This is a genomic window from Nocardiopsis sp. TRM 82005 (assembly GCF_056312425.1).
Window position 1 is genome coordinate 1 of record NZ_JBWDTQ010000085.1, and the last position, 514, is coordinate 514.

General features: G+C 71.6%; 1 protein-coding gene. It reads left to right on the forward strand.

Going from position 1 to position 514, the window contains the following annotated elements; genetic code table 11:
- The coding region (locus tag AC0T5L_RS27190; protein ID WP_476168346.1) for an ATP-grasp domain-containing protein at window positions 1-514 on the forward strand (514 nt) is incomplete at both ends.

Below are 514 nucleotides of genomic sequence, written 5' to 3' on the forward strand. Positions count from 1 at the left end.
GGACCGTGCGAACCGCACCTTCCTGTCGATCTGCTCCGCCGAGGGCGGTGTGGAGATCGAGGAGGTCGCCGCCACCAACCCCGACGCGGTCGCCAAGATCGCCATCGACCCGCTGACCGGCGCCCCCGCCGACGTCGCCGCGGAGATCGTCAGGTCGGGCAAGCTGCCCGAGGCCGCCGCCCAGGGCGCGGCCGAGGTCATCTCCAAGCTGTGGGACGCCTTCGCCGGCAAGGACGCCACCCTGGTCGAGGTCAACCCGCTCATCCTGACCGCGGACGGCCGCGTGGTCGCCCTGGACGGCAAGGTCACCCTGGACGAGAACGCCGAGTTCCGCCAGGATCTGGAGAGCCTCACCTTCGCCGCGGAGGGGGACCCCCTCGAGGTCGCGGCCAAGGCCAAGGGCCTGAACTACGTCAAGCTCGACGGCGAGGTCGGCATCATCGGCAACGGTGCGGGCCTGGTCATGTCCACCCTGGACGTGGTCGCCTACGCCGGCGAGAGCCGTGGCGGCGCC